The sequence below is a fragment of the Bradyrhizobium sp. U87765 SZCCT0048 genome (genome assembly GCF_018131225.1).
Classification (GTDB): domain Bacteria; phylum Pseudomonadota; class Alphaproteobacteria; order Rhizobiales; family Xanthobacteraceae; genus Bradyrhizobium_A.
Map to the genome: position 1 here is coordinate 66,665 of NZ_JAFCMM010000005.1, position 20,864 is coordinate 87,528.

Here is a 20,864-nt window from a genome sequence, read left to right on the forward strand (position 1 = left end):
GCCGGAGCCGACGTTTTCGCAGTGCACATGATTCAGGACGGCGTAGCCGATGAGCGGCCGCGCCGGCAGATGCCGGCTGGGCGCGCGGAGATTCCGCCGTCCGCAAACGACAACTCAAGGAAATCGGCCGGCGCGCGTCGGCCGGGGCAGTCGCAAAATCGGTTGCGACCACGAAGAGGGGGAGCGTCATGAGAATGAAATCGGCCGCGGTCACCGCCGCACTTGTTTCGGCACTGTCATCCATGCCCGCGGAGGCCTATGAGTTCGGTTATCCCGGCTGGGCGCAGAAGCCGGGCATCGTGGTCGGCAACGCCGCGACGGCGCCGCCGCCTGGACTGTATATGTTCAACCAGGTGTTCACGTATCAGGCCAACATCGTCGGTCCCGGCGCTCCCAATGTCGGCGGCAGCGCGACCCCGGTTCATGCGGCGGTTGAGGCCTCCGGCCTGCTATGGGTGCCCGGCTGGACGTTTCTGGGCGGGACGTACAATGCCGTGGTCGTCCAGCCGTTCATCATGGCGGACGTCGGCGGGCCGCTGAACCTCCAGCAGGCCGGCATGCACAACACCTACATCGTGCCCGCGGAACTGAGCTGGAGACTTGGCGACAGCGGCGTCTTCGTCAAGGCGGGACTGGGGATCTATGTCCCCAACGGCACGGTCACCGGCATCAATGGGCTGGGCAACGTCGGCAATCCGTGGTGGACCTTCCAGCCCGAGATCGTCGTGTCCTACCTCAAGGACGGTTGGAATCTGACGGCGAACGTCTTTCAGGAAATGAACACCCGCAGTACCGTCACTAACTACAGGAGCGGTGACGTGCTCCACGCGGAATTCACCGCAACCAAAACGATCGGCAACTGGACCATCGGTCCGGTGGCCTACTATGTCGGCCAGGTCAGCAACGATCAGTCCAGTTCATTCTATGGCGGCGCCATCAATGTCAATCGTTACAACATATGGGCGGCGGGCGCGCTGGTCGGCTATAACTTCGGGCCGGCGACATTGAACGTGTGGGCGTTCGATGAGATCTCCGCCCATGCGTCCGGAGGAACGCCGATCGGCGGCGCGGACACCGCTTCGATCACGAAGGGATGGAGCGTCTTCGCCAGCCTCAGCTATCGGCTGTGGGCGCCGGATGAACCGGCTGCGGCGCCGAAGCGGCCGCAGTTCTTCAAGTAGATGGCCGGTCACGATATCTGAAAGGCGCCTCGGGGCGCCTTTCTCGTCATCGAAACACGATCTTCTTCGAAACACGGCGTTGGCGGTTCATCGCCAGGCTGCCGGCGCGGGCGCGCGGATCGGCTGGGGCGGCCGGCACCGCTGCGCATGCCTGGATCGCCCGCCCACGGCCCCCCGTAATATTGACATCGCGGCACGAGACGAACGAATAATGCCGAACGTGCCGGTACGACGGCAGATGCCGCGGACCGCTTCGCCGGTCGCGGGGCGCGGTACTTCGGGTTCTTATCGCGATGGCTCAGCGCTCGTCTCCCACCTCCGGATCACGCATCGAGCTGCGGCGCGGGCTGCGCAGCCCGTTGCTCGACATGGAGCTGATCCGGGCGTTCGTCGCCGTCGCCGAAGCCGGCGGCTTCACGGCGGCCGCCGATGGCCTGCATCGCACCCAGGCGGCGATCAGCCTGCAGATCAAGCGCCTCGAGGAGGTTGCCGGCGCCAGCCTGATCGTGCGCGGTCCCGGCCAGTTCCGCCTGACCGACAAGGGTGAGGTGCTGCTCGACTATGCGCGGCGGCTGATCGCACTCAACCAGGAGGCGCTTGGCAGCCTCGATCCCGAGCGGGTCGCCGGCAAGGTGCGGCTCGGCGCCACGGAGCACTACGCCAGCCGCGTGCTGCCGCCGGTGATCGCGGCATTCTGCAGCGCGTATCCTGATATCCAGATCGAGGTGCATTCCGACACCTGGGCGGCGATGCGCGCCGCGCTCGGCGCGGAAGTCGATCTGCTGATCGGCATGAGTCGCCGCGACGAGCGGCGCGGCGTGGTGCTGCGCACCGACGAGGTGGTGTGGGCGACGTCGTTGGAGAATTCGCCGCACTTGCGCACGCCGCTGCCGCTGGCGCTGTCAGCCCCCGGCGCGATGTTTCGCCAGCTCGCGATCTCGACGCTGGAAGCGATCGGCCGCGACTGGCGTCTCGCCTATCTCAGCAAGCACACCGCGGCGCTCGAGGCCGCCGTTGCCGCGGGCCTTGCGGTGTCGGTGTTCAACCACACCAGCATCGGGGATCGCCTGCGTATCCTCACGCCGGAAGACGGCTTTCCGGCATTGCCGCCGATCGATATCACCATCGAGACGGCGGCAAGCGATCCGCCGCTCAGCATCCGCCGCTTCCGCGACTTCCTGATCGCGCATCTCAAGGCCTGAGCCGCGCGCCATAGCGTTTGCTAATGGCGCGGATTAATCTTTCTCGTTCGCCAAGCCCGGCTGCCGCATGTCAAACGACGATGGCGGTCGGCGCATGATGCCCGATGCGCGGCCCATGCGGGGAGAGATGAGCGTGCTTCAATCGGGACGGCTGGCCAGCGAGCAGTTTCCCAATGGCGAGTTGCGCCTGTTTGGCCTTCTCGGCGATCCCGTGGCCCAGGTCCGTGCGCCATTCCCCGCCACCGAGCTGATGCGCAAGGCTGGCGCCAATGCCGCACTGCTGCCCATGCATGTGACACCGGCGGATCTCGCAGATGTGTTCGCGGCGCTGTGCAGGATCGGCAATCTCGACGGCCTCGTGATCACGGTGCCGCACAAGCTCGCGATGGCCGCCCTGGTCGACGACCTCACCGAACGGGCGCGGCTCGCCGGCGCGGTCAATCTCGCGCGCCGCGACGGTGATGGCCGGTGGCGCGGCGAGATGGTCGATGGTTTTGCGTTCGCGCGCGGCCTGGCGCAGAGCGGCTTTGCGCCGCGCGGGCAGCGGGCCCTGCTGGTCGGCGCCGGCGGCGCGGGATCGGCGGTTGCCGCCGAGCTGGTGCGCGAGGGGGCGGAGCTGCGGCTCTACGACGCGTCGCGGCCGCGCGCGCAAGCGCTCGCGGCCCATCTGGCGCGCGGCGGCTTTCCCGGCGTGATGGTGCTCGACCGTCCCGATCCAGCCGGTTGCGCGCTGGTGGTGAACGCCACCCCGCTCGGCATGAAGCCCGACGATCCGCTGCCGGTGGATCCGGCCGCGCTCGACCCGGCGATGCTGGTTGCGGAGGTGGTGATGAAGCCGCCGGTCACCGCGCTGCTGGACCAGGCGAAGCGGCGTGGCTGTCGCATCCAGCTCGGCGAGGCCGTGATGTTCAACCAGCTCGACGCCATGGTCGGCTTTCTGCTCGACGGCCGTGTCGCCGGCGGCAGTGCGGCCGGCGGACACTGAATGCGCCGGGCGAGGTTCTTGTTCTGGCTCCCCGGCGAAACGCCCGGGCGCCGCTTTTCGTAGTCCGTGAGGCCGGGGTGATCGAACGATGGTGAAATTGGCAAGCCGCTACGACGTGGTCGTCGCGGGCGGCGGATCGGCCGGCGTCGCCGCCGCCATCGGCGCCGCGCGCAGCGGCGCACGCACGCTGCTGGTGGAGCGCTATGGCTTTCTCGGCGGCGCGATCACCAACAGCAACGTGCCGACCTATTGCGGCTTCTTCCGCCAGGCGGCGGAGCCGGAGCGGATCATCGGTGGTGTCGGCGCCGAGTTGCTGCAGCGTCTGGCCGAGGCCGGGCAGGACGTGACGCCGCGCCGCTCGAAGTCCGGCAACTGGATCGTGACGCTGGATGTCGAGGTGCTCAAGGTCGTGCTCGACGAGCTCACCACGGTGGATGGCCTCGATGTGGTGCTGCATGCCATGGTCACGGGGGCGCAGGTGTCGGATGGCGCGCTCCAGGCGGTGACGCTGACCGATCATGTCGGGACCATCGAAATTGCGGCGTCGGCTTTCGTCGATGCCAGCGGCGAAGCCGACCTCGCCACCCGCGCGGGCCTGCGGCCGCGGTTGACGCGCGGTGGCGCGGATGGCGTCTATCCCGCGTCGTTTCCGATCCGTGTCGGAGGCATCGCCGACCCGGCGCTGCTGACGCCGACGGTGCTCGCCAGCGCCACTGCGGCACTGCGCGCGGTCCATCCGGATCTGCCGCTGCGCGACAATGGCGGCATCTGGTGGCCGCTGCCGGCGGGCGGCGAGCTGTGGTGCATGGCGATCGATCTCGATGTGCAGGGCGCCGATTGCACCAGCCAGAGCGATGCCGAGCGGCTCGGCCGCAAGACCGCCCATGCCTGGCTCGCGGCGCTGCGCAAGCAGCCGGGGCTGGAGCAGGCCTATGTCATTTCCAGCGGGCCGCAGGTCGGCATCCGCGAGAGCCGCCATGTCGAGGCGGAGGAAATGGTGACCGCCCAGGCCGCCGGGTGCGGCGAGCGCCGCGCCGACGGCATTGCCCGCGCCGGCTGGCCGATGGAGGTTCATGCCGCGCCGGGGCGCGCGATCTATCACGCCATCGGTGGCGACGGCTTCTTCGACGTTCCCTATGGCGCTCTGTGCGCGCGGGGCATCCGCAACCTCTGGCTTGCCGGCCGCAATGTCGGCAGCGATGCGCTGGCCTATGGCTCGTTGCGGGTGATGGGCACGGCATTCGCGACGGGGCATGCCGCCGGCGTTGCCGCGGCGCGCGATCCGCGTCGCATCGCCGGTGCCGCCGTGGTGCGCGAGGCGCTACAGGCGCAGGGCGCGCTGGTGTGAGCACGGCGATGTGCCGCAGACGACACATAAGGGGAGATAGATCACCATGTTCACTATCGTCGACCGTCGTGCCGCCGGCCTGTGGCGGACGCTCAGCCTTGCCGTCGCGGCCATGATCGCCACGCTCGCCGCCGCCAGCGCACAGACGCCACCACTGGACGCAGGTCCCGTCGTCGCCCCCGGCGCAACACTGGAGCGCGTGTTCGACGGCGGCTTCTGGACGGAAGGGCCGGCGGTCGGGCCCGACGGGCGCATCTACTTCTGCGATATCACCATGACCTTTGCGACCGGCATGGAGGCCGGCAACATCTGGGTGTTCGATCCGGCGACCGGCAAGGCCACGGTGTTCCGCTCGCCGAGCGGCATGGCGGCCGGCATCAAGTTCGATCGCGAGGGGCGCATGGTGGTGACGCAGGGCGCCGATTTCGGCGGCCGCGCCGTGGTGCGCACCGACCTCAAGACCGGACGCAGCACCATTCTCGCCGGCCTGTACAAGGGGCGGCCGTTCAATGCACCCAACGACCTCGACATCGACAGCCAGGGCCGCATCTACTTTACCGATCCCCGCTACTTCGGCCACGAGCCGATCGAGCAGCCGGTGTTCGGCGTCTACCGCATCGACACCGACGGCGCGGTGCATCTCATCCTCGCCGACGTCGCCAGGCCCAACGGCATCGCGCTGTCGCCGGACGAGAAGACGCTGTATGTCGCCGAGCACGACTTCCTGCTGTCGGACCGGCGCATCGACAAGGTGCCGCAGCGCAACGGCTTCATGCGCCTGCTGGCCTACGATCTCGCCGCCGATGGCACCGCCAGCAACCAGCGCGTGATCGCCGACTACGGCAAGGAAGCCGGACCCGACGGCCTTGCGGTCGACGCCAGCGGCAACGTCTATGCCGCAGTGCAGGCGGCGAGCCGGCGCGGCGTGCATGTCTACAGTTCGAAGGGCGAGGAAATCGCCTATATTCCTGTGCCGAACGAGCCGGCGATCACCAACGTGGCGCTGGCGACGCGGGATGGCCGCACCGATCTCTACATCACTGCGAAGAAGAGCCTCTATCGCATCCACACCCTCATCCCCGGCCGCCCGCGCTGACGCGGCCGGCGCGACCTCAAGCTGGATACACGGACGAGATGATCGAGATTCCTCCCGAGCTGCAGGAGCTGCGCGGCAGCGTCGACAACCTCGATGCGGCGCTGATCCATATCCTTGCCGAACGTTTCAAATGTACGCGGCGGATCGGCGCGCTCAAGGCGGAGCTGGGCCTGCCGTCCGGCGATCCCCGCCGCGAGAAAATCCAGATCGAGCGCCTGCGAAGCCTCGCCCGCGCCGCGCATCTCGATCCGGATTTCGCCGAGAAGATGCTGGCCTTCATCATCCGTGAGGTGATCCGCCATCACGATCTCGCCTGCAACGATACCCAGTGAAATGATCAAGACGATGACGACGAACGATCTGCTCCCCGGATTTGCCCGCCGTGATATCGATCTCGGCGACGCCTGTATCGCCGCTGTCGTCGGCGGCGACGGTCCGCCGCTGCTGCTGCTGCACGGCTATCCGCAGACCCACCTCGCCTGGCACAAGGTCGCGCCGGTTCTGGCGCAGCGCTACACCGTGGTGGCCGCGGACCTGCGAGGCTATGGCGACAGCACCGGGCCGCAGGGCGATCCGGACCATGTACGCTACTGCAAGCGCACGGTGGCGAACGACCAGCTCGCCGTGATGCGCCATCTCGGCTTCGCTCGCTTCGCCCTGCTCGGCCATGATCGCGGCGCCCGTGTCGCCTATCGCCTCGCGCTCGACCATCCGGATGCTGTGGCGGCGTTCGTGTCGCTGACGGTGGTGCCGTCGATCGAGCTGTGGGAGCGCGTCGACCGGACGTTTGCGCTCGGCGCGTGGCACTGGTTCATGTTCGCCCAGCCCTTCGATCTGCCGGAGCGGTTGCTGGCGAGCGATCCCGACTATTTTCTGGAATGGTCGCTGCGCAAGATGACGCGCTTTCGCGATCGCCTGTCGCCGGCGGCGGTCGAGGCCTATGTCGCGGCGTTCCGCCGCCCGCAGGTGCGCCATGCGATGATGGAGGACTACCGCGCGGGCGCCAACATCGATCTCGACCATGACCGCGCCGACCGCGCTGCCGGGCGCAAGCTGCAGTGCCCGGTGCAGGTGCTGTGGGACGACAGCCGCACCGTGTTCGGCGAGACGCCGGTCGAGGTATGGCGGCGCTGGGCCGATGCGGTCGAGGGTGCGCCGGTCACCGCCGGCCACATGCTGGCGGAGGAGGCGCCCGACGAGGTACTGGCGCACGTCCTGCCATTCCTGGCGCGGGTCTATCCGTCATGACCGCCGCGTCCCGCCTGTTGTCGCTGGCGCAGCTCACGCTCCTCGGCGCCGATCCGATCGACCTGATCGATGCCGCCGACGCGGCCGGATTCTCGCATATCGGCATGCGCATCGTTCCGCCGATGCCCGACGTGCCGATGCGGCCGGTGATCGGCGATCTGCCGTACCAGCGCGCCATCCGCGCGCGCCTCGCTGCATCTGCGCTGACGGTGCTGGACGTTGAGGCGTTCTGGCTGACGGCCGCGACCGATCTGCGCGCGCTCGAAGCGGCCATCGCGTTCGGCGCCGAACTGGGCGCGCGCTATGCGCTGGTGGTCGGGAACGATCCGGAACGGGCACGCCTCGTCGACAATTTCGCCGGCTTCGCCGCGCTCGCGCGCAGCTATGGCTTGATGACCGCGCTCGAGTTCATCCCCTACAGCGAGGTCCGGTCGGTCGGAGAAGCCGCCGGGCTGGTGACCGCGGCCGGGCAGGCGGGGGCGGGCCTGCTCGTCGATGCCCTGCATCTCAGTCGTTCCGGCGGCAGTGTCGCCGAGCTGGCGCGGCTTCCCGCGGAGGCGATCCACTACCTTCACCTGTGCGACGCGCCGGCGGTGCCGCCGTCCGATGTCGCGGCGATGCGCGACGAGGCGCGCGCCAGGCGATGCTATCCGGGCGAGGGCGAATTGCCGCTGCGCGCTTTGCTGGCGGCTGCTCCGGCCCGCCCGGTCGGCATCGAGGCGCCGGACCGCCGGCGGTCCCACCTGTCGTTCGCCGAGCAGGCCCGCGAGGTCCGCGCGACGGCACTCGCCGTGCTCGGCGTCGATGATCGCTGACGACCCACGATGTGGACGGCGGCGCTTGCCCGCTCCTCCGCGTCGGCGCCGGGATCGGGCGTCAGACGGGGCGCAGGCTGATGGACGAGCCGTCGCTGCTGAACTGGATGCCGGCCTGCTCCAGCGCGTTGTACAGCTGCAGCTTGCTGGAATCGCGCAGGCTGGTTTTCTCGCTCTCGAAACGCAGAATGGTCGCGACCGAGACGCCGGACGCTGCAGACAGCGTATCGACGGACCAGTTCAGCATGGCGCGCGCGCCGCGCACCTGGGCGCTGGTGAAGGCCCAGTCGCGCTTTTCCGTATTGTTCGGCGTCGTGATCGGCGCGTCGTGCCGGATGAGGCCGATCCATTCCCGCACGTTTCCGCTCTCGGCGAAAATCGGCGCGCCAGTCACCGTCACCCAGCGATGAAGCCCGTCAGCATGCTGCAATCGGTAGCGGACGTTGTAAGGGCGGCCGTTTTCGAACGAAGCCTTCCATTCGGTCGTCACACGGATGCGATCGTCCGGATGGATCATTTTCGTCCAGCCGGCACTGGTCTGGATTTCTGGCGGTTGCCCGGTCAGGGGTTGCCAAGCCTGCAGCTCGACGATCGCGCCGTTGATGTCGGTCGTCCAGACATAGTCACCCGTCAGCTTGACCAGCATGCGGAACCGGTCGTTCTCGCGTTCGGCCGCAAGCAGGAGTTCGCGCTCCCTGTCGATGTTGAGGAGTACGCCGACTACACGCCTCAGTTGACCATCGGCGCCGACAATTGCGTCGGTATCGACGCGAATCCAGTGCACCGAGCGATCCGGATGAACGATACGAAAATCGCGACAAACCGACTGGCCATCGCGCAGCAGTGCGAACATCGACAGGAAGATGTCCAGATCACTTGCATAGACAACCGACTGCCATTCCGAGAAGCTCAGCAGTGACCGGACGCCGAGTCCGAGCGAGCGATAAAAACCATCCGTTCCGTAGATTTCGTTGGCTGCAAGATCACCGGACCAGAAGCCGAGACCTCCTTGGCGTTGCGCGACAGCTAAGAGGTGGGCGGATGAGGTCCAAAGCGTTCTTGATCGTTGATGCATTTGAGAAGAACGAGCCGTCGCAATATCTCTGATGAATATGTATGTGCAGAATCATACCATAATTGGAACAGCGCGTTTTCATTCATGTTTGTTGCGAGTGATATAATTTGCCGCGTTTCAGTTGACTTTTGTTCCAATTGATCCCTTTTAAGTCACATTTACACATGTGCGGAAAGCAAAAAGCAGCCGCGTGCTAGAGCCCCTTTAAGCGGGCTCTTCCTACCTTGCGTTCATCAACGGGTGGGACGATGCGGCACGCAGCAAGATCGGTATCGCGGCAAGCGCTTCGAGCAGCGGATGACGCAGCATGGCGCGTTCACAATGGAACGCTCCAGGCGATTTCCAGCATCGCGCTCGCCGATGGCGAGCCGATCGTCCCGACCGCGGTCATCAACGAGTTCCCTCGCAGTCATTTGTCACGTCATCACGCGGCGCACGCAGTCCTGGCATGCAGGTCGCTCGATGGCGCGGCGCTGGAATAGGAATGTGTCATGCTTCGTCGCCTGCTTTCCGAAAAGACTCTCCCGCTGTCATCCGTCGAGGCGCTGCCAGTCCAGCTGATGATCGCGAACGCTGGTGGGGAGGTCACCCATCTCACCGCGGCGATGATGCGGCTGCTGGCGAGCATCGCGCCTGCGCTCCAGCAAATCGCTCCAGACCTCGGCGGCACGATGGTCGGACGGAATCTGTTCGGCTGGCTCGATTTGGCTCTCGGCCGGAAGCTGGGCTGGGAAAAGTTGTTCGAAGGCCAGGCGGAACTTGTCAAGGTCGGCAGCCACTGGTTCGAGCTTTCAGCCGTGCGCCTGCGAGACAGCGGCGGCCGCGCAGCGGGCTTCGCGGTCGGCTGGAGCGACGCCTCGTCGCAGCGGCGCCGGATCGAGCTCGAAGCGCAAGCGCAGGCGATCGGACGGGCGCAGATCGTCGTCGAGCTGGCGCCGGACGGGCGGATCACCGCGGTGAACGACAATTTTTGCAGGCTTATGGGATATACCGCGGAGGAGGTCGTGGGGCAGCACCATCGCATGCTCGTGCCTCTGGCGGAGCGCGACGCCGCGGACTATCGCGAATTCTGGGCAGCCATCAATCGCGGCGAGGATCGGACCGGCCTGTTCAGGCGACAAGGCAAGGACGACCGGGCCATCTGGATTACGGCCTCTTGCGTTCCGGTTCTCGACGATGCAGGGCGCACGGTCGGGGTGCTCGAGGTCGGAACCGACATCACCGCGAGAAAGCGCGAAGCGGTGGAACTCGCCAGTTGCATGGCGGCGATCGGCCGGTCACAGGCCGTGATCGAATTCGATCTCTCGGGCCGCATTCTCGATGCCAACGATAATTTTCTGCAGGCGGTCGGCTATTCGCTCGCGGACATTCGTGGCCGTCATCACAGCATGTTCGTCGATCCGGCGGAGCGAGACTCTGACGCCTACCGCGCGTTCTGGACGAAGCTCGGCGAGGGCAGCTACCAGGCAGGAGAATTCCGTCGCGTGGGCAATGGTGGGCGCGAGGTCTGGATACAGGCCTCATACAATCCGGTGCTCGATCCGGATGGCCGGCCATTCAAGGTCATCAAGTTCGCGATGGATACGACCCCGCAGGTCGTCGCACGCATGAAGAGTGAACACGTGCGAGGCCTGATGGAAACCGTCGCAGCCGGCGCCGAAGAGCTCAATTCGTCGGTGCGCGAGATCTCGGACGCCATGGTGCGCTCGCGCGACACCGTGGTCGATGCGGTTGCGCGGGTCGATGCCGCAGACGATCGGGCGAAGCGGCTGAGCGACGCGGCACGGTCGATGAGCGGCATCGTCGAGTTGATCCAGGAGATCACCGGGCAGATCAATCTCCTGGCCTTGAATGCCACCATCGAATCGGCGCGCGCCGGTGACGCCGGCCGCGGCTTCTCGGTGGTCGCGGCCGAGGTCAAGACCCTCGCCAACCAGACGCGCCAGGCGACGGAGCGGATCGGCAGCGAGATCGATGCGCTCAATGGCATCTCGTCGGAGGTGCTGTCGTCGCTCGGCGGCATCAAGTCGGCGATCGAGAACGTCAGCCAGTACGTCTCGACGACGGCAGCCGCGATCGAGCAGCAGAGCGCTGTGACCGGCGAGATGTCCGCGAGCATGCAGCGCGCAGCCATGGAGGCGGCCAGCATCGGCCGATGATTGCTCTCTCAGTGCCAGAATGAGCCAATTTGTGACGGAGATGATGAAATGAATGAAGTGATTCAGTTTCCCGCGATGCGGAGTGCGGCGCAGCCTGCAGGCCGCCCTCAGCCGGGCAGTGAGTCTTTCGGTCCGACACGCGATCTCGGCTGGTTGCTCTATGCGATTATCGAGATCGAGATCGCTCAGGCGTCGCTGGCCAACGCCATCAACCGGCTGCCACCCGGCGTGGGGCGGGACCACCTGCAGGGCGAGGTCACCCGACTGAAGCGGCAGATGAGGCTGGCGCGCGACGCGATGGAGGAACTGGTGCGCATGTGTGACGGGGGCCAGAACGCGCTGCAGCGAGTCTAGCGACGGGCAGGGGCGGACGGCGTACGGGAGGGGGATATGCGGGCAATCATGGGCGCGCTGGGGTTGATGGACGAAAGCCGCGACGATGTTCTGTTGGCGCAGATCGAGGCGTTCAAGCGGCGGGCGCCGCTGCTGTACTTCGTCCTGATCGTCAATGTCGTCGCGCTGGCGGCGACCCATTATGCGGCGGCACCATCGCTTCTCTCCGTCTACGTGCCGGCCGGAGTGACCGTGCTGGTCGCCGTGCGCATGGTGGCGTGGTATCGTCGCCGTGACGCCGCGTTCGATCTCGCGCAAGCGCGAAAGAATGTGTTGCTCACGGCTGTGCTCGGCAGTCTCATCGGCGTGGTGCTCGTGCTGTGGTCTCTGGCGCTCTATCCCTACGACATCGAGAGGTCCGGCGGCTATTTGACCGGCCATGGCCACGTGGTGCTGTTCGTCGGCATTACCATGGTGAGCTGCGTCTTCCTGCTGATGCACGTACGCGCCGCAGCGCTCGCGATCATCCTGATCGTTGTCCCGCTGTTCTGCGGTCGCCTCATCATCATCGGGCAACCGATCGAAATCGCGGTCGCCATCAACCTCGTCCTCGTCGCAGCGGGGATGTTCCATGTCGTTCTGGCGTTCTCCCGTGATTTTGAAGCCATGGTTCGCTCAAGGACCGAGCTCGCACGTCTCAGCAGGCAAAACGCCGAACTCGCCAATGTCGATGCTGCCACCGGCTTGCCAAACCGCCGCCGTTTCTTCTTCGAACTCGAAAGCATCGCCGGCGATTCAGTCGGCTTTGCTGTCTCGATCGGCGATCTCGACGGATTCAAGCAGATCAACGATCTCTACGGTCATATCGTCGGCGACCAGGTGCTGAGGGAGATCGCAGCACGCCTGGCGGCGCTGGCTCCCGCGGGGGCCTGCGTCGCCCGGCTCGGCGGTGACGAGTTTGCCGTGCTGTTGCGCGGGGAAGATGTCGAGGAAGCAGCGCCGGACGTGTGCCAGCGGCTCATTGCCGCCTGCGCCGCACCGGTGGTGATCGACCATCTCACGGTGCATGTCGGCCTGTCCGTCGGTCTCAGTATCGCCGCCGGAGATGGCAAGGGTCCACTCGAACACTACGAACGTGCCGATTACGCGCTATACCGCGCCAAGCAGAATGGCCGTGGGCGCGTCGAGCTGTTCTCGTCGGAGCATGAGCATCTGGTGCGCCAGACGAGCCGTCTGGAACAGGCGCTGCGGCGCGCGAACCTGGACCGCGAGATCGTCGTGATGTACCAGCCGATGGTCGACGCCCGGAGCGGCCGCGTCATCTCGTTCGAAGCGCTGGCGCGCTGGAACAGTCCGGACCTGGGCGCGGTGCAGCCGGACGCGTTCATTCCGATCGCCGAACGGTCCGCGCTGATCTATGCGCTGACCCGCACTGTGCTGCGCAAGGCCCTGCAGGACGCAGCGCAGTGGCCGCAGCACACCGGCCTCAAGGTCAATCTGTCGGTGCGCGACCTCACGTCGTCGGAACAGATTCTGGGCCTGATGAACATCATCCGCAGCTCGGGCCTGTCCCCTGGGCGCGTGACATTCGAGATCACGGAGTCGATCTTTGTCGATAATCTCAATCTGGTGCAGGCTTCCATCGCTGCGCTGAAGGCGCTGGGATGTTCGATCGCAATCGACGACTTTGGCGTCGGATACTCGAGCCTGAGCTACATCCATCATCTCGCGCCGGACATCATCAAGATCGACCGCTGTTTCGTCGCCGGCCTGTGCACGGATCCGATCAAGGCCGGTATCGTGAAAACGGTGATCGAGCTGTGCCAGAACGTCGGCGCGAAGTCGGTGGCTGAGGGCGTCGAGACGGTCGAGCAGGCCGAGGTGCTGCGCGCGCTGGGATGTTCGGAATTTCAAGGCTATTATTTCGGCAAGCCGCTGGCGCGCGACAAGGTCATGGCCTTCGCCGGATCCGGGGCGGTCGAGGTGGCATGACGACGATGGCCTGCCCGGGCGGCACTTTCTGCCGCCCGGTATGATCTGCTCGGCGCGCTGTCGCGTGCCTGTTACGGGTGACCACGCCACGCACGGTGTTTTCACGACGCATTTGCTGTCAGGCGCGGTGCCGGAGTTCGGCGGCCTTGTGGCACGGATTTCGCTTCTTGCAATCGGCAGAAGATCCCGAAGGCCGATGCACGACGCCCGCCGCCATCTGCGGGGGCGACGAAGCCGGCGGAAGCTGCGAGAGGCGACATGAGCTCCCTGACCTACAGCGCGATCGGCACTGCGCCGCAGTATCGCATCGACGTCTCGAAGGTGAAGCCCGGCAAGATGATGGTGACGGACGATCCCGCGCCGACCGCCACACAGGCCGCGCAGGACGCTGCGACGTCGGCAGGGCAGCAGATGCGCGCATCGCTGCTGAAGACCATGGGGTTGACGGAGGCCGACCTCGGCAAGATGCAGCCGGAGACGCGCACCGATCTCGAGCAGTCGATGGCCAGCGCGATCCATCAGCAGCTGTCGAGCGCAGGCAGCAAGCCGGGCTCGTATCTCGACGTCAGTGCGTGAATGCGCGCGTCGCAGGCCGCTCGAGGTCAGGCCGGCTGCAGGCGGGCGGCGCTGATGCGCGTGGCGTTCGGCCCTTCGGCCGTGCCACTGATCTCCACCACCTCGTCCCAGCGGGCGAGGAAAGCATCGATGCACAGCGGATCGAATTCGGTGCCCCTGCGCTGGGCCATGTAATCGCGGGCCTCGACGAGCGGCATCGCCTGCTTGTACGGGCGTTTCATGGTCAACGCGTCGAATACGTCGGCGACGGCGACGATGCGGGCGGCGATCGGAATTTCGCGGCCGCGCAGACCGTCGGGATAGCCGGAGCCATCCCAGCGTTCGTGATGGCCGCGGGCGATGACGGCAGCGAGCTGGATCAGCTCGCAGTGGCTGTCGGCGAGAATCTGGCTGCCGATGTCGGCGTGGGTGCGGATGGTCGCCATCTCCGCCGCGTCGAGACGGCCGGGCTTGAGCAGGATCTGGTCGGGAATTGCGACCTTGCCGACGTCGTGCAGCGGTGCGGCGAGGTAAATCTCGCGGCAGAAGCGCGGCGCCAACCCCAGCTCCTCGGCGATCAGTCGGCTGTAGCGGGCGACACGCAGGGTGTGTTCGCCGGTGTCGTTGTCGCGGTATTCGACGGCGAGTGCGAGGCGCAGGATGATTTCCTCCTCGCGCTCCTGCAGCTTGCGGGTCGCGGCGGCGACCTCGCTCGCGAGTATCTCGGTCTGGTTGTTGAGCTTGCGTACGGCGGCGCCGAGCTTGATCAGGTTGCGCAGGCGCACGTTCAGTTCGGTCGCCTGCGGCCGTTTGGGCAGGAAGTCGGTGGCACCGGCTTCGAGCGCCTGCAGGCGGACGGCCTCGTCCTCCACCGAGGTGATCATGACGACCGGCACGTCGACGAAGCGCGGAAACTCACGCAGTGCGCGAATGAAGGAGATACCGTCGAGCCTGGGCATCTGGTAATCGACGAGCACGATGTCGTAGTCGGTCGTGCGTGCGGCCTCCAGCGCCGCGAGCGGGTCCGCATGCGGATGCGCACGCACGCTGCCGTCGGCTTCGACGACACGCGTGAGAAGGTCGAGCATCGAGGGGCTGTCGTCGACCAGCAGGGCCTGTACGGTCATTTGTCCCGGTTTCCGGCATTAAAGTACGTCTGCTGACGCTAGGTGCGCCGGATTTAACGGGAACCTAAGCGCGGGCGTCCCGTGCGCTCGGGCGGCGGCACTCGTCATTGTTGTCTTAATGAAGCGTAAAGCAGCGACGCGTCATCCCCAATCGCGTTTGCTCCGTGAGTGTCCCGAAATGTGGCGGCCAGGCCATCGTCGTTAAAAGTTTGATAACGACTTTGGTAAATTCTTACTCCAGGCAAGGAGCCGGCGGGAGCAGTCCGAACGTTTGGACGGCAACCCGCCGACGGGCGGGCGTCGGGTTCGATGGAAAAGCAGTCAGGTTCGCATTCGGTCCGCCTCCCGGCGGACTGCAGCATCGGTGCAATCCGCAGCACCTACGAGATGGTGCGGGAAGCGTCGGGGCGCGAGCAGCAGCTCGACATCGACTGCTCCGCGGTCGAGAAGGCCGACGTCACCTCCGTCCAGCTTCTGTTGTCACTGACGAAGACCGCCGAGCAGCAGGGGCGTCGCATCGGATTGCGGGCGTTCTCGCAGGCGCTGCGCAACGCGCTTCAGCGCGCTGGCTTCGCGACAGGTTCGCGGCCTTATAATTCTCCACCAGCAGCGAACAACGGGTCCTGACCATGGCTACCATTCTCACCGTCGACGACTCGCCGAGCATCCGCCAGATGATCAAGGTCGTCCTCGGTCCCGCCGGCCATAGCGTGCTCGAGGCCGGCGACGGCGCGCAGGCGCTGGAGAAGGTCAAGGCAAGCAAGGTCGATCTCGTCATCACCGATCTCAACATGCCGGTGATGAATGGCCTCGAGCTGATCCGCGCGCTGCGCGGGATGCCGACGCTGGTTGGGCTGCCGATCGTATTTCTCACCACTGAATCCAGCGACGCCACCAAGCAGGAAGCCAAGAGCGCCGGCGCGACGGGCTGGATCACCAAGCCATTCAAGCCCGAGCAACTGCTCGCCGTGGTCGCCAAGCTGGTTCGTTCCTGACCATGATGGATCCCACCGAGGTTTTCCGCCAGGAAGCCAGCGAACTGTTCGAAGTGCTCGAAGCGGCACTGCTGGACCTCGGCCTTCGGCCGGATGACCGCGAGCTGATCGATGCGGCGTTTCGCGCGCTGCACACGATCAAGGGATCGGGCGCGATGTTCGGCTTCGACAAGGTCGCGGCCTTTACCCATGAATTCGAGACCGCCTTCGACCGTGTCCGCCGTGGCGAGATCACGCCGACGCAGGACCTGATCTCGGCCGCGCTTGGCGCAAAAGACTATATCCGGGCCCTGATCGAGGCGCCCGGCACTACCGACGACATCATCGGCGACGCGATCCTCGACGATCTGCGGCGGGTGATGCAGCCGCAGGACGGCGTGCCCGACGTGGCGCCCGCCGATGTTCTGCCCGCGATGACGGCGCCGGCCACCGCGCCCGGTGGCGGCTGGAAAATTCATATGGCCTTCGACGGCCAGATCCTGCGCAACGGGTCCAATCCGCTCGACTATCTCGACGACCTGCGCAAGCTCGGTGCCTGCTTCGCGGTGCCGCTGACCGACGATATCCCGACCCTCGATGAGCTCGAGCCCGAGTACTGCTACCTGACATGGGATGTGGTGCTGCACGCCGACTGCGACGAGGCGACGATCCGCGACGTCTTCATGTTCGTGCTCGACGAGATGAAGCTCGAACTCGCGCCGCTCGACGGCAGCCAGGAGCTGCCGCTGATCAGCCCCGTATTCGAGGAGAGCGTGCTCGACGCCGCCGCGCTGCCGACGACCGCGGCTCCGGCCGACGTCCCGGCCGCAGGTGCGCCGGCGCCGGCAGCGCCGGTCGCCGCCGTGGCCAAGCGTGACGAGACGAAGCGTGCCGACGAGCGCGGCATCGCCACGGTGCGCGTGCAGGCCGAGCGTCTCGACGAACTGATGGACCGGGTCGGTGAACTGGTGATTGCCCAGGCGCGGCTGACCCAGCTCGCGGCGGCCAGCAGAGATCTGTCGATCAAGCTCATCGCCGAGGAGATCGAACGACTGGCATCCAGCCTGCGCGACACCACCATGGGCGCGCGCATGATGCCGATGGGCTCGCTGTTCGGGCGTTTCCGCCGCCTGATCCACGATCTGTCGCGGGAGCTCGGCAAGCCGGTCGAGTTCGTAACATCGGGCGAGGACACCGAGCTGGACAAGACCATGATCGAGCGGCTCGCCGATCCGCTGGTCCACCTCATCCGTAACGCCATCGACCACGGCATCGAGGATCCGGCACGGCGCGCGGCCGCCGGCAAGACTGCGAGTGGCCGCATCGAGATGACGGCGGTCCATTCCGGCGCCCAGGTGCTGGTGACGGTGCGCGACAATGGCGGCGGCCTCAACACCGCGCGCATCCGCGCCAAAGCCGAGGAGCAGGGCCTGATCGCGCCGGGAACGCCACTGTCGGATCAGGAGATCCACCAGTTCCTGTTCCACCCCGGATTCTCGACGGCACAAACCATCTCGGCGCTGTCGGGGCGTGGCGTCGGCATGGACGTCGTCAAGCGTACCATCGAAGCGATGCGCGGCACGATCGACATGACGACCGTGCCGGGCGAAGGCACCACGGTCACGCTGCGGCTGCCGCTGACGCTCGCCATCATCGAGGGACTGCTGATCCGCGTCGGCACGCAGCGCTACATCATTCCGCTGTCGGCGGTCGAGGAGTGCGTCGAGCTGCCGCCTGCCGACGAGCGCGCCCGCGGCATGAACTTCCTGAACGTGCGCGGGGACCTCGTGCCGTTCGTGCGGCTGCGGCGCGTGTTCGGCCAGGCGGGCGAGGCCGAGCACCATCCCATGGTGATCATCACATCGACCGGCGACGGTCGCGTCGGCCTCGTCGCCGACCAGATCATCGGCAACCACCAGACCGTAATCAAGTCGATGTCCAAGCTGCATGCCGACGTCACCATGTTTTCCGGCGCCACCATTCTCGGCGACGGCTCGGCCGCGCTGATCCTCGACGTTCCGCAGTTGCTCGCAATCGCCCAGTCGGGCACGCAGACCGTTCACGAGGCCGCGTGATGTCGCAGACCAACACCGAAGCCGCCGAAGCGGCCCGTGCCGCCGGTCAGATGCAGGTGGTGATGCTCGGCCTTGGCGAGGAGACGGTGGCGCTCGACGCCGGCCTCGTCCGCGAGATCATCGATCCCGTGCCGATTACCGCGGTGCCCGGCGCCCGGCCGTTCCTGCCCGGCATCATCAACGTGCGCGGCAACGTCATTCCGCTCGCGGACCTGCATGCCCGCTTCGGCATGGCGAGGCCGGACACCACTTCGGATACCCGCATCGTGGTGCTCGAAGTCGAACTCGATGGTGATCCCGTGCTGGTCGGCGTCGTCGCCGACAAGGTGCACGAGGTCACCGAGCTGTCCCACGCCGATGTGCAGCAGACGCCCCGCGTCGGCATGCATTGGCGTCCCGAGTTCGTGCGCTTCATCGCCAAGTGGAATGAAGCGTTCGTCATCGTACCGAATATGCAGCGTATCCTGAACTGACACCTGTCGAGACCCTGAGGGCTGAGCAATGAGATTTTCCGTCAAAGCGAAACTGGCGAGCGCCTTCGGCGCGGTCATCGCGCTGTCCATGATCACCGGGGGCATCGCCTACAACAAGCTGGTGTCGCTGGAGACATCGCAGAACGACATCCTCGCGCAGACCCAGCGGCTGACCGAGCTCAACGTGCTGACGGAAAGTCTGCAGGGCCAGATCCGTTCGGAGAAGAATGCGGTGATGGCGCTGTCGGACAAGGACACCGACGGCTTCATCGCCGAGGCGGCCGAGCGGCGCGCCGCGGCGCTCAAGGGTTACGACGTGCTGTATTCGCATGCCACGGATGAGGGCCGGCGCCTTCTCGACATCGCGAACGCCAAGATGAAGAGCCTGAACGCGGTCGGCGATCAGGTGATGAAGAACGCCAAGCTGAACTCCAACAACCGCGCGGCGCAGCTCTGGGCGGACGAGGGCCAGCCGACGCTGAAGGCACTCAACGATGCCATCGAGGCGGCCTACGGCCAGATCGCGAAGGCCGGCGGTGCGGACGCAACGAAGACGCTGCTGTTGGTGCAGACCATGCGCCTGGAGGCGGCGCGCGCGACGCGCACGCTGACGATGACCTTCTCGGCGCAGAGCCTGCAGGATCTCGAGACCAACGCCGCGCTCGCCGGTCGTCAGGTCGAGGCGTTCAATGCCCGCTTCGCCGACACGGTGAAGGCGCTCGATGCCATCGACGTGTCGACCGCCGCGATGGCGGCGGAGAAGGACAAGCTGGTCAAGATGATCGGCCGCATTCTCGGCATCGTCGTGGAGGCCGGCAATCTCAAGGCCGCCACCATGAACATGACGGAAGGCAAGGCGCTGACCAGCGAGACGCTGGCCGCGTTCCGTGACTATGCCGTCTATGCCAACAAGCGCATGGACGCGATCTCGTCGGCGGCTTCGGCCGAGGCGGCGTTCGCCAAGACGCTGCTGATCAGCATCATCATCATCTCGCTGGTGATCGCGGTGGTATCGGCGGCCTGGATCGCCATCAACATCAGCCGCGGCATCGGCCGCGCGGTGGGCCTCGCCGATGCGGTTGCTCTCGGCGATCTCAGCCAGACCATCGACGCGTCGAGCAACGACGAGGTCGGCGATCTCATCAAGTCGCTCAACGCCATGACGGTCAACCTCAACGCCACCGCCAAGATCGCCGACACCATCGCCGACGGCAATCTGATGGTCGAGGCCCGTCGCCTGTCCGACAAGGATACGCTGGGCATGGCGCTGGAGCGGATGATCGATCGTCTGCGCACCATCGTGTCGGAAGCGCTGACTGCGGCGCAGAATGTCTCTGCGGGCAGCCAGGAACTCTCCGCCAGCGCCGAGCAGTTGTCGCAGGGCGCGACCGAGCAGGCGTCGTCGGCGGAAGAAGCATCGTCCTCGATGGAGGAGATGACCGCCAACGTGAAGCAGAACGCCGAGAACGCCGGCCAGACCGAAAACATCGCGCACCAGTCGGCCAAGAGCGCCGAAGCCAGCGGCGCGGCGGTCAGCCGTGCAGTCGAGGCGATGCAGACCATCGCCGAGAAGATCACCATCGTGCAGGAAATCGCCCGCCAGACCGACCTGCTGGCGCTCAATGCCGCAGTCGAAGCCGCGCGGGCCGGCGAGCACGGCAAGGGGTTTGCGGTCGTGGCTTCGGAGGTGCGCAAGCTCGCCGAGCGCAGCCAGGCTGCGGCGGCCGAGATCGGGACGCTGTCGTCGGAGACGGTGAAGGTCGCCCAGGAGGCCGGCACGATGCTGTCGCGGCTGGTGCCCGACATCAAGAAGACGGCCGAACTCGTCGAGGAGATCACCGCCGCCTGCCGCGAGCAGGACGTCGGTTCGGCCCAGATCAACCAGGCGATCCAGCAGCTCGACAAGGTCACCCAGCAGAACGCCAGCGCGTCCGAGCAGGTCTCGACGACCTCCGAGGAGCTCGCATCCCAGGCCGAGCAGCTGCAGGCAACCATCGCCTTCTTCAAGATCAACGCGCCTGCGCAGGACGAGCGGGCGTTTTCGCCGGACCGGGCAGTGGCGCAGTTGCGCTCGAAGTCGGCGACCATGGCGGCGGCCGTTCGGCCCGCCAAGCCCGCGGCACGGCCGGCGCGTTCGGCCAGGGCTGCCGGCGGCGGCGGTTTCGCCTTCGACATGGATGGCGGCGGCGACGACCGCGACGCCGACTTCCAGCGATAAGTCCACCA

The 20,864-nt window shown here is 66.3% G+C and carries 19 protein-coding genes; 17 read left to right on the forward strand and 2 right to left on the reverse strand.

The features are described 5' to 3' along the window. Positions 1–188 precede the first annotated feature (188 nt). From JQ639_RS27065 to JQ639_RS27100, 8 genes are all read left to right on the forward strand, one after another. Complete coding sequence (locus tag JQ639_RS27065; protein WP_211962307.1) at positions 189–1,181, forward strand: SphA family protein; 993 nt, start codon at positions 189–191, stop codon at positions 1,179–1,181. A 293-nt stretch (positions 1,182–1,474) separates the two neighbouring features. Continuing rightward, positions 1,475–2,383, forward strand: a complete 909-nt coding sequence (locus tag JQ639_RS27070) for a LysR substrate-binding domain-containing protein (protein ID WP_211962308.1) — start codon at positions 1,475–1,477, stop codon at positions 2,381–2,383. A 133-nt stretch (positions 2,384–2,516) separates the two neighbouring features. Beyond that, positions 2,517–3,368 (forward strand): shikimate dehydrogenase family protein, encoded by an 852-nt coding sequence (locus tag JQ639_RS27075; protein WP_211990944.1) that lies wholly within the window; start codon positions 2,517–2,519, stop codon positions 3,366–3,368. 88 nt (positions 3,369–3,456) lie between these two features. After that, a complete protein-coding gene (locus JQ639_RS27080; RefSeq protein ID WP_211962310.1) occupies positions 3,457–4,716 on the forward strand; it encodes an FAD-dependent oxidoreductase in 1,260 nt (419 codons plus the stop codon). Positions 4,717–4,762: 46 nt separating this feature from the next. Next, positions 4,763–5,812: an SMP-30/gluconolactonase/LRE family protein gene (locus tag JQ639_RS27085; RefSeq protein ID WP_211962311.1), complete on the forward strand. Its 1,050-nt coding sequence runs from the start codon at positions 4,763–4,765 to the stop codon at positions 5,810–5,812. Positions 5,813–5,850: 38 nt separating this feature from the next. Next, on the forward strand, positions 5,851–6,144 hold the full coding sequence (locus JQ639_RS27090) for a chorismate mutase (protein WP_211962312.1): 294 nt from the start codon (positions 5,851–5,853) through the stop codon (positions 6,142–6,144). Between the two features lie 13 nt (positions 6,145–6,157). Continuing rightward, a complete protein-coding gene (locus JQ639_RS27095; protein ID WP_211962314.1) occupies positions 6,158–7,060 on the forward strand; it encodes an alpha/beta fold hydrolase in 903 nt (300 codons plus the stop codon). Next, positions 7,057–7,875 carry a sugar phosphate isomerase/epimerase family protein gene (locus tag JQ639_RS27100; protein ID WP_211962316.1) on the forward strand — a complete coding sequence of 273 codons (819 nt, stop codon included), beginning with the start codon at positions 7,057–7,059 and terminating at the stop codon, positions 7,873–7,875. Before JQ639_RS27095 ends, JQ639_RS27100 begins: the two co-directional genes overlap by 4 nt. A gap of 61 nt (positions 7,876–7,936) precedes the next feature. Here JQ639_RS27100 and JQ639_RS27105 read toward each other — a convergent pair whose 3' ends face one another. Continuing rightward, positions 7,937–8,950 (reverse strand): PAS domain-containing protein, encoded by a 1,014-nt coding sequence (locus JQ639_RS27105; RefSeq protein WP_211962318.1) that lies wholly within the window; start codon positions 8,948–8,950, stop codon positions 7,937–7,939. A 491-nt stretch (positions 8,951–9,441) separates the two neighbouring features. Between JQ639_RS27105 and JQ639_RS27110 the strand changes: the two genes are divergently transcribed. The 4 genes from JQ639_RS27110 to JQ639_RS27125 all read left to right on the forward strand — a co-directional run bounded on the left by JQ639_RS27110 (position 9,442) and on the right by JQ639_RS27125 (position 14,010). Continuing rightward, positions 9,442–11,109 carry a methyl-accepting chemotaxis protein gene (locus JQ639_RS27110; RefSeq protein ID WP_211962320.1) on the forward strand — a complete coding sequence of 556 codons (1,668 nt, stop codon included), beginning with the start codon at positions 9,442–9,444 and terminating at the stop codon, positions 11,107–11,109. A 48-nt stretch (positions 11,110–11,157) separates the two neighbouring features. Next, positions 11,158–11,463, forward strand: coding sequence for a hypothetical protein (locus tag JQ639_RS27115; RefSeq protein WP_211962322.1), 306 nt, complete (start codon positions 11,158–11,160; stop codon positions 11,461–11,463). Positions 11,464–11,499: 36 nt separating this feature from the next. After that, on the forward strand, positions 11,500–13,434 hold the full coding sequence (locus JQ639_RS27120; RefSeq protein WP_211962324.1) for a putative bifunctional diguanylate cyclase/phosphodiesterase: 1,935 nt from the start codon (positions 11,500–11,502) through the stop codon (positions 13,432–13,434). Between the two features lie 258 nt (positions 13,435–13,692). Then, the gene (locus JQ639_RS27125) at positions 13,693–14,010 is read left to right on the forward strand and encodes a hypothetical protein (protein WP_211962326.1); all 318 of its coding nucleotides are present in this window, start codon (positions 13,693–13,695) and stop codon (positions 14,008–14,010) included. Positions 14,011–14,036: 26 nt separating this feature from the next. Here the strand turns inward: JQ639_RS27125 and JQ639_RS27130 are convergent, their stop codons facing one another. After that, entirely contained in the window at positions 14,037–15,116 is a 1,080-nt protein-coding gene (locus JQ639_RS27130; protein WP_211962328.1) for an HD domain-containing phosphohydrolase, read from the reverse strand. 309 nt (positions 15,117–15,425) lie between these two features. On the opposite strand from JQ639_RS27130, the gene JQ639_RS27135 reads away from it, so the two are divergent. The 5 genes from JQ639_RS27135 to JQ639_RS27155 are packed head-to-tail and all read left to right on the forward strand — an operon-like array spanning position 15,426 to position 20,856. Continuing rightward, positions 15,426–15,743 (forward strand): STAS domain-containing protein, encoded by a 318-nt coding sequence (locus tag JQ639_RS27135; protein ID WP_211962329.1) that lies wholly within the window; start codon positions 15,426–15,428, stop codon positions 15,741–15,743. Positions 15,744–15,745: 2 nt separating this feature from the next. Further along, the gene (locus JQ639_RS27140; RefSeq protein ID WP_211962330.1) at positions 15,746–16,111 is read left to right on the forward strand and encodes a response regulator; all 366 of its coding nucleotides are present in this window, start codon (positions 15,746–15,748) and stop codon (positions 16,109–16,111) included. Then, positions 16,108–18,165 (forward strand): chemotaxis protein CheA, encoded by a 2,058-nt coding sequence (locus tag JQ639_RS27145; RefSeq protein WP_211964838.1) that lies wholly within the window; start codon positions 16,108–16,110, stop codon positions 18,163–18,165. The genes JQ639_RS27140 and JQ639_RS27145 overlap by 4 nt, the downstream gene beginning before the upstream one ends. After that, complete coding sequence (locus JQ639_RS27150) at positions 18,165–18,638, forward strand: chemotaxis protein CheW (protein WP_211962331.1); 474 nt, start codon at positions 18,165–18,167, stop codon at positions 18,636–18,638. The genes JQ639_RS27145 and JQ639_RS27150 overlap by 1 nt, the downstream gene beginning before the upstream one ends. A gap of 28 nt (positions 18,639–18,666) precedes the next feature. Then, a complete protein-coding gene (locus JQ639_RS27155; protein ID WP_211962332.1) occupies positions 18,667–20,856 on the forward strand; it encodes a HAMP domain-containing methyl-accepting chemotaxis protein in 2,190 nt (729 codons plus the stop codon). Positions 20,857–20,864: the final 8 nt, after the last annotated feature.

Excerpts from the sequence above, each read along its gene's own strand:
- JQ639_RS27065 (WP_211962307.1), top strand. The coding sequence starts at position 189 with ATGAGAATGAAATCGGCCGCGGTCACCGCCGCACTTGTTTCGGCACTG.
- JQ639_RS27070 (WP_211962308.1), top strand. The coding sequence starts at position 1,475 with ATGGCTCAGCGCTCGTCTCCCACCTCCGGATCACGCATCGAGCTGCGG.
- JQ639_RS27080 (WP_211962310.1), top strand. The coding sequence starts at position 3,457 with ATGGTGAAATTGGCAAGCCGCTACGACGTGGTCGTCGCGGGCGGCGGA.
- JQ639_RS27085 (WP_211962311.1), top strand. The coding sequence starts at position 4,763 with ATGTTCACTATCGTCGACCGTCGTGCCGCCGGCCTGTGGCGGACGCTC.
- JQ639_RS27090 (WP_211962312.1), top strand. The coding sequence starts at position 5,851 with ATGATCGAGATTCCTCCCGAGCTGCAGGAGCTGCGCGGCAGCGTCGAC.
- JQ639_RS27095 (WP_211962314.1), top strand. The coding sequence starts at position 6,158 with ATGACGACGAACGATCTGCTCCCCGGATTTGCCCGCCGTGATATCGAT.
- JQ639_RS27100 (WP_211962316.1), top strand. The coding sequence starts at position 7,057 with ATGACCGCCGCGTCCCGCCTGTTGTCGCTGGCGCAGCTCACGCTCCTC.
- JQ639_RS27105 (WP_211962318.1), bottom strand. The coding sequence starts at position 8,950 with ATGCATCAACGATCAAGAACGCTTTGGACCTCATCCGCCCACCTCTTA.
- JQ639_RS27110 (WP_211962320.1), top strand. The coding sequence starts at position 9,442 with ATGCTTCGTCGCCTGCTTTCCGAAAAGACTCTCCCGCTGTCATCCGTC.
- JQ639_RS27115 (WP_211962322.1), top strand. The coding sequence starts at position 11,158 with ATGAATGAAGTGATTCAGTTTCCCGCGATGCGGAGTGCGGCGCAGCCT.
- JQ639_RS27120 (WP_211962324.1), top strand. The coding sequence starts at position 11,500 with ATGCGGGCAATCATGGGCGCGCTGGGGTTGATGGACGAAAGCCGCGAC.
- JQ639_RS27125 (WP_211962326.1), top strand. The coding sequence starts at position 13,693 with ATGAGCTCCCTGACCTACAGCGCGATCGGCACTGCGCCGCAGTATCGC.
- JQ639_RS27130 (WP_211962328.1), bottom strand. The coding sequence starts at position 15,116 with ATGACCGTACAGGCCCTGCTGGTCGACGACAGCCCCTCGATGCTCGAC.
- JQ639_RS27135 (WP_211962329.1), top strand. The coding sequence starts at position 15,426 with ATGGAAAAGCAGTCAGGTTCGCATTCGGTCCGCCTCCCGGCGGACTGC.
- JQ639_RS27140 (WP_211962330.1), top strand. The coding sequence starts at position 15,746 with ATGGCTACCATTCTCACCGTCGACGACTCGCCGAGCATCCGCCAGATG.
- JQ639_RS27150 (WP_211962331.1), top strand. The coding sequence starts at position 18,165 with ATGTCGCAGACCAACACCGAAGCCGCCGAAGCGGCCCGTGCCGCCGGT.
- JQ639_RS27155 (WP_211962332.1), top strand. The coding sequence starts at position 18,667 with ATGAGATTTTCCGTCAAAGCGAAACTGGCGAGCGCCTTCGGCGCGGTC.